This window comes from Acetitomaculum ruminis DSM 5522, assembly GCF_900112085.1.
Taxonomy (GTDB): Bacteria; Bacillota; Clostridia; order Lachnospirales; family Lachnospiraceae; genus Acetitomaculum; species Acetitomaculum ruminis.
In genome coordinates, this window is the sequence record NZ_FOJY01000010.1 from 117,364 (window position 1) to 124,219 (window position 6,856).

The window sequence follows — 6,856 nt, forward strand, 5'->3', positions numbered from 1 at the left end:
GGAATTGTTATGCGTACCATTTTTTCAACAAGTAATACAACCTTGCAGGCAATAGATATCTTATTAAGTAAACATAAAATTAAAAATATAAACTTATCCTCCAATAATTCAAAGCTTGATTTGTTTGTAAGACAGGAAAAAAGTGGTTTTGATTTTGGAGATATTGTATATAAGAAACCTAGAAAACAACCTAAAATGATTTCAAAAAAAACCCTTGATGAAATAAATCTCGATCTAAGAAATATCAAATTTCAAGATGATGTAATGGAAGTAAATGGTGTTTTTTTTAAAGCTAATCAAATTCCTAAAATTCGTACACATTTATTAAAAGAAGTAAAAGCTAATGATAATGTAATGGATTTTGGAAAAAATAACTGTTTTAGATATACTTCTGATGACGGTAAAGAACATTGTGCATACACTTCTACTAAAGGAATACATATTGTTTATTCAGAATATTTAAGGGGTGCACCGAGTGATGATGAATTAAACAGATACCTTAATTTTTGGAACAATATGAATACCGACGACCCTGTTTACATAAATTTATCGTATTCTGATGCTGAAATAGAAAAGTATTTAAGTGAAGCTGGAATTGAAAAAGGATTTTTTACAGTTAAAATGGGAGACCAGGAAGAAACACAGTTTTATTCATCAACAAAAACAGCTAATATTATACAAGCAAAATGGAGATATGATATTAAGTATAAATGCCTCACATCGGACAAAAGTTTTCTCAAAGAATTCGAACCCGGTTCTATAATAAAAATTGGAGGCGTTGATTATGTTGTTAAGGATAATCATACATTAGATGTTCCATATGGTGCAGATATTTACGATATCCAATACCCGAAAATTGAGTTGAAGTAAAATAGAAAGCTTAAAAAATAAACCATATTAGTTGGATATTTTTTAAGCTTTTTTCCTGTTGACAATTATACCCCTAGGGGGTATAATGCAATTAAAGATATACCGTATGGGGTATATTTAATGTAATAATTCTAACAGGAGGTAACTATTATGAAATCTTTATTGGACAGTTTAGAAAAGCTTTTAGATACAGGCGGAATAAAAAAAGACCTTGTATTTCTTATTGTATCAGGACTTTTTCTTTTAGCAGAAATTTTTAACATTAATCCTTTACCTTTTAATGCAGCATTTATCACCATAGCATTATGTGGTATCCCGATTATTCTTAACGCACTTATTGGATTGCTTGGAAAATTTGATATAAAGGCGGATGTATTGGTTGCCATTGCTATTATAGCTGCTGTGTTTCTTGGAGAATACATTGTTGCAGGAGAAGTATCACTTATTATGCAGCTTGGAAGTCTTTTAGAAGAACTTACAGTTAATAAGGCAAGAAGCGGAATTGAAAAACTTGTTAAACTTACTCCCAAAATTGCAAGACGAATTGTAAATGGAAAAGAAGAAATCGTTGATATGGATATGGTAAAAGAAGGAGATGTTTTAAGAGTTTTACCGGGAGATACTATTTGTGTTGACGGAGAAATAATTTCCGGACAGACATCCATAGACCAGTCGGTTATGACAGGGGAATCAGTTCCTGTAGATAAAGAAGTGGGAGATATGGTTTATAGCGGAACCATAAATCAATACGGTGCCTTTGAAATGAAGGCTACAAAGGTTGGAAACGAAAGCTCCATTCAAAAAATGATTGAACTTGTAAAATCCTCTGATGCCAATAAGGCTGACGTTGTAAGACTAGCTGATAAATGGGCCACCGGGATAGTTCTTTCAGCATTAACTGTAGCTATAATAACCTATTTTCTTACAAAAGATGTTAACAGAACCCTTACCATTCTTATAGTATTTTGTCCTTGTTCACTGGTACTTGCCACACCGACAGCCATTATGGCAGCAGTTTCAAATGCTACAAAACACGGCTTTCTGGTTAGAGAGGGAAATGCATTAGAAAGACTTTCTGTGGTATCTAAGGCAGTTTTTGATAAAACAGGTACCCTAACCTACGGACAACCTGAAGTGGAACATATTGAAAGTCTTGATGATAATTACAGCGAAGATGATATTTTTACTCTGGCAGCCATAGCAGAAAATAATTCCGAGCATCCTTTGGGAAAGGCAGTTGTAAAGGCTTATATAGAAAAGAAAAACATTGATATTAAAAAAGCGGATAGATTTCAAATGATACCTGGTAGGGGTATAGTTGCAGATTTTGAAGATAAAAAAATCCTTGCCGGAAATCTTAAAATGCTTGAGGAAAACAATATTGATACTACCCTTATTTCTAAAAAGGCTCAAAAATATCTTGATAACAGTGCCACCATTATTTATCTTTGCGTAAATGGTAAAGCTGTAGGTATTATATCCTTAATGGATACCATAAAGGAAAATATTGAAAGTACAATGGCTGAAATTGAAGAAAGCAATGTTTTTCCGGTACTTTTAACAGGTGATAATGCAAAAGCAGCCCGCTTTATAGCTAAAAAATTAAACATTAAGAAATTTATGTCTGATTGTCTTCCAAAGGATAAATTAAGATATATTGAGGAATCTCAGGCATTAGGACATAAGGTTTGTATGGTTGGTGATGGAATAAATGATGCACCTTCTCTTAAAAAAGCCCATGTAGGTATTGCCATGGGAGCTATGGGAAGTGATATAGCAGTTGATGCAGCAGATATTGTTCTGGTTCATGATGATATTAGAGAATTACCACATCTTTTGGCACTTTCAAGAAAGATGATGAGAACCATTAAAAGCAATATTACTTTTTCCATGATACTTAATTTTATTGCTATTTTACTGGCAGTTACAAATGTAATAAATCCGGTAACGGGAGCCCTTGTTCACAATTTAGGCTCATTATTTGTTATAATAAATGCCATTTTCCTTTTAAACTGGACCAAGGAAATTGATTTTAGATATTTAAAAGAAAATGAAGATAAGATTTACGATGACATTTCAAATATGGCTAAGGAAAAAATGCTTACTTCAGCAGTTTCAGAAGTTAATTTAAGAGGCCTTCCTACAAAAAGCAGGATATTGTTTGAAGCAGGCTCACAATCCCATGCTGTAAATAAAAGATTGTATTAGTAAATAAAAGATTTCATAATGGTATTTAATCCCCCTATAAGTGTTATCTGACACTTACAGGGGGATTTTTGACGTTGAGAAAAATATGCTTAATGCTTATAATTAATTGATGGAATTGATTTAGTATTTATAAGATTGAAAGGAGCTTTGCTTATTATGCCTTGTACAACAGTTTTAGTAGGAAAAAAAGCAAGTAATGACAATACAACAATGATTGCCAGAACAGATGATGGTTTTTTTGATGTTAAAAAGATAGTTGTAATTGACCCAAAAAAACAGCCTAAAAAATATAAAGGAGTATTAACCCATGTGGAGGTTGATTTACCGGATAATCCCATGAGATATACTTCTTGTCCCAGCGTTGATAAGAAGGAGGGAATATGGGCTGCCACAGGAATAAATGAAGCCAATGTGGGAATGACAGCCACAGAAACTATTACTTCTAATCCAAGAGTTTTGGCAGCGGATCCTTTGGTAGAACTTCAAAAACCTAAAAAGCGTGGTGAAAAGGAGATTCTCGGTGGAATAGGAGAGGAAGATTTTGTGGTTTTGGTTCTTCCTTATATACATACAGCCAGACAGGGAGTAGAAAGATTAGCCTCTTTAATTGAAAAATACGGAACCTGTGAATCAAATGGCATTGCTTTTAATGATGAAAACGAAGTATGGTGGATGGAGACTATTGGGGGACATCACTATATTGCAAGAAGAGTAAAAGATGATGAGGTTGTGGTTAATCCAAATCAGTTTGGAATGGATTATTTTGACTTTGAAGATGCTTTTGGTGCCCAAAAAGAAAATATGTGTTCAGCGGATTTAAAGGAATTTATGGAAAAAAATCATTTAAATCTTAATAAGGAAGGCGAACCTTTTAACCCTCGTTATGCCTTCGGTTCTCATACCGACTCTGACCATGTTTATAATACTCCAAGAGCCTGGTTTATGGGGCGTTATCTTACTCCTTTTTCCCATAAATGGGAGGGAGAAAATGCTGAATTTACCCCGGAAAGCGATAAAATTCCATGGTCTTTTGTACCGGATAAAAAGGTGACGGTGGAAGATGTGAAATATATGCTTTCTTCTTATTATCAGGGAACTGAATTTAATCCTTACCTTAAAGAAGATACTGGTAAAAGGGGAAAATACCGTTCAATAGGTATTAACCGTACCGGGGTTACTTCAATTTGTCAGATAAGAAGTGATGTACCTGATGAAATTAAGGGAATAGAGTGGATTTGTTTTGCTTCTACAGCCTTTAATGTGGCACTTCCTCTTTATACAAATACACCTAAAATGCCAAAATATGTCAGTGATGTGACCTTAGATACCTCAACAGAAAATCTCTACTGGTCAGGAAGGCTTATTGAAGCTCTTGCTGATGCCAATTATGCTACAGCCATTGCCCATATTGAGCGTTATCAAAGAAAAGTATTTACCAAAGGAAGACAATTAATTCTTGAATACGACAAAAAAATGATTGAAAGCAAAGATTTTTCTCTTACACAAAAGGCTAATGAAGATATTTGCAATATGGTAAAAGAAGCCAGTGTTGATACTCTAAATAAGGTTTTAATGAATGCCAGTCAGCATATGAAAAATGGTTACAATAGGGCAGATAATTAATTAAGAAAAAACCCCCTCTGACAGGTGGCACAAAGTGCCACTGCTTTCATGAGGAAGTAGCGAAGCGGATTTAAGAATGTCCGCTTTGCTATTGGGTAAAAAATAATAAATGCTAAAATTTGCTTTTAGAAAAAAGGAGAGAAGATAATTTGAAATATATGGCGGCATCAGATATACATGGAAATGCCTATTATTGTGAAAAATTAATGGATGCTTTTGAAAAAGAAGGAGCAAACAAGCTTTTAATCGCAGGAGATTTGGCTGCCTATAGTTCATGGGGAGTTTCTAATAATGAGGGATTGTTCGTGCATGATATTTTAAATCAATATGCCCAGGATATTATATGTGTGTCGGGAAATTGTGATGATCCTGAAGAACAGGTTGATTATGATTTTGACATGAGAGAAATATTAAAAGTAGTTTCATTTGAGGATAAAAAGATATATTTGACCCATGGACATATTTACAATCCTTCCAATCCACCGAAGATGGAAAAGGGCAGTATACTTCTTTGCGGACACAGTCATATCCCGGCATATGAAGAATATAAAGATTATATTTATCTTAATCCCGGCTCGGTATCAAAACCAAGAAGGGGTAGCTGGCATGGATATTTGCTTCTAACAGAAAATGAATTTATTTGGAAAGATTTAGATGGAAATATAATGCATAAAATTCCATAAGAATAAAAAATATTTAAAAATAGCTCCCCTATCAAAATTTGTGATATGGGAGCTAGAAAAGTAACAAATTATTATCATGTATAGTCAATTAAAACATATATGGAATTATTCTCTCCATTCCACATATATAGGTTATCGTCTTCATCTTTTTTAATTCTTTTATATTTTCCTGATTTTAGATAATCCAAAGCTTCTTTAGAATCATTTAACATATTTTCTCGTTCTAAAATTTCTAATGCGGTATCATAAATATCTGACCCTTTTGCATTTAATTGATTGTCCACCGCTTTATCGTCATTAAGTTTTATTTTGTATAGGTAGGTATGTTCCCCTCTTGGAGCATAATCACTTTCTGTTAACAAAGTCGCTTCACCTGAGAATTTAGTATTCCAGGTTAGATTTAGTTCATCTACTATATTTCTCTTATTAAAAACAAAAAATATTAAATAAAATGCTAAAATATAAACTAACAATAGCAACGGTATTATAAGAACTGCTTTCTTTTTCATGATATTGTCAATCTCCTTATTATAATTTTTAGAAATTTAGATTTCTTTTATATTTATATTTTAGTATTATTCTGAAAATGAGTAAAGTAAGTTTTTTTTAACATTAATGTTAAAAGAATCTACCATACGTATATAACTATATGAAATTTTATAGATTTATGAAAAAAAATGATAAAATATTGATGCTGAGTTATGAAACATTAAAAATATAGAATTAACACCAGAGATAAAAAGTTTTATTATTTAAACAAAAATTATAAAACTTTTTTAAATTTTTAAAATTGTATATATTTGTAAGACAAATATGATACAATATTGATAAGGATTAAGAATTATATTTATTAGGGGGAAATATAAAGATTATGGTGGGGATCAGACATTTAAAATATTTTGTTACTTTATATGAATGTAGAAATTATACTCAGGCATCGAAAGTTTTATTTGTATCAAGACAGACGATTTCTATTGCCATTAGAGAGTTAGAAGAGCAAACAGGTCTTTTCTTGATAAAAAAATATATAAGAAAAGTAGAAATAACACCAGATGGTGAAATTTATTACAAAAAGGCAAAATTGTTGGTTGATGAATTTGAAGCTTTGACTTCAAATAAGACAAATAAGTCTAAAAGAAAGTTTTCCATAGCTGTAAATAATATCTTTTTTGGCTTGTTTCCATCTTTTCAAAGGAAATTCATAGAATTGATAGGCGAAAAAGATGGATTTTTTAGTAATTTTTATGAATTTGTAGAGCAGGATAAGGTATTTGAAGCTATAAAAGATGATATGGCTGATTGTGGAATTATAATGTCAATGGGAGAGATTTTAGATTATTGGTCTTTTCCTTTGTTAAAAATACCTGCTCATGTATTTCTTAATAAAAATCATCCTCTGGCTAAAAATGAAAAGGTTACTATAAAAGAAATAACAGATTATCCTGTTATTTGCGATGGAAATATTAAAGATT

General features: G+C 31.9%; 6 protein-coding genes. 5 read left to right on the plus strand and 1 reads right to left on the minus strand.

Translation table 11 applies throughout. From position 1 onward, the window contains the following. Positions 1–9 precede the first annotated feature (9 nt). The 4 genes from BM153_RS08165 (at position 10) to yfcE (ending at position 5,384) form a co-directional block, all read left to right on the plus strand. Positions 10–870 (plus strand): hypothetical protein, encoded by an 861-nt coding sequence (locus tag BM153_RS08165; protein ID WP_092872572.1) that lies wholly within the window; start codon positions 10–12, stop codon positions 868–870. Positions 871–1,020: 150 nt separating this feature from the next. Next, positions 1,021–3,078 (plus strand): heavy metal translocating P-type ATPase, encoded by a 2,058-nt coding sequence (locus tag BM153_RS08170; RefSeq protein WP_092872574.1) that lies wholly within the window; start codon positions 1,021–1,023, stop codon positions 3,076–3,078. A 156-nt stretch (positions 3,079–3,234) separates the two neighbouring features. Beyond that, positions 3,235–4,701: a C69 family dipeptidase gene (locus tag BM153_RS08175; RefSeq protein WP_092872576.1), complete on the plus strand. Its 1,467-nt coding sequence runs from the start codon at positions 3,235–3,237 to the stop codon at positions 4,699–4,701. A gap of 158 nt (positions 4,702–4,859) precedes the next feature. Further along, a complete protein-coding gene (gene yfcE, locus BM153_RS08180) occupies positions 4,860–5,384 on the plus strand; it encodes a phosphodiesterase (protein WP_242949098.1) in 525 nt (174 codons plus the stop codon). A 74-nt stretch (positions 5,385–5,458) separates the two neighbouring features. Here yfcE and BM153_RS08185 read toward each other — a convergent pair whose 3' ends face one another. Continuing rightward, entirely contained in the window at positions 5,459–5,893 is a 435-nt protein-coding gene (locus BM153_RS08185; protein WP_092872580.1) for a hypothetical protein, read from the minus strand. 362 nt (positions 5,894–6,255) lie between these two features. On the opposite strand from BM153_RS08185, the gene BM153_RS08190 reads away from it, so the two are divergent. Then, the coding region (locus BM153_RS08190) for a LysR family transcriptional regulator (RefSeq protein WP_143088288.1) at positions 6,256–6,856 on the plus strand (601 nt) is incomplete at its 3' end.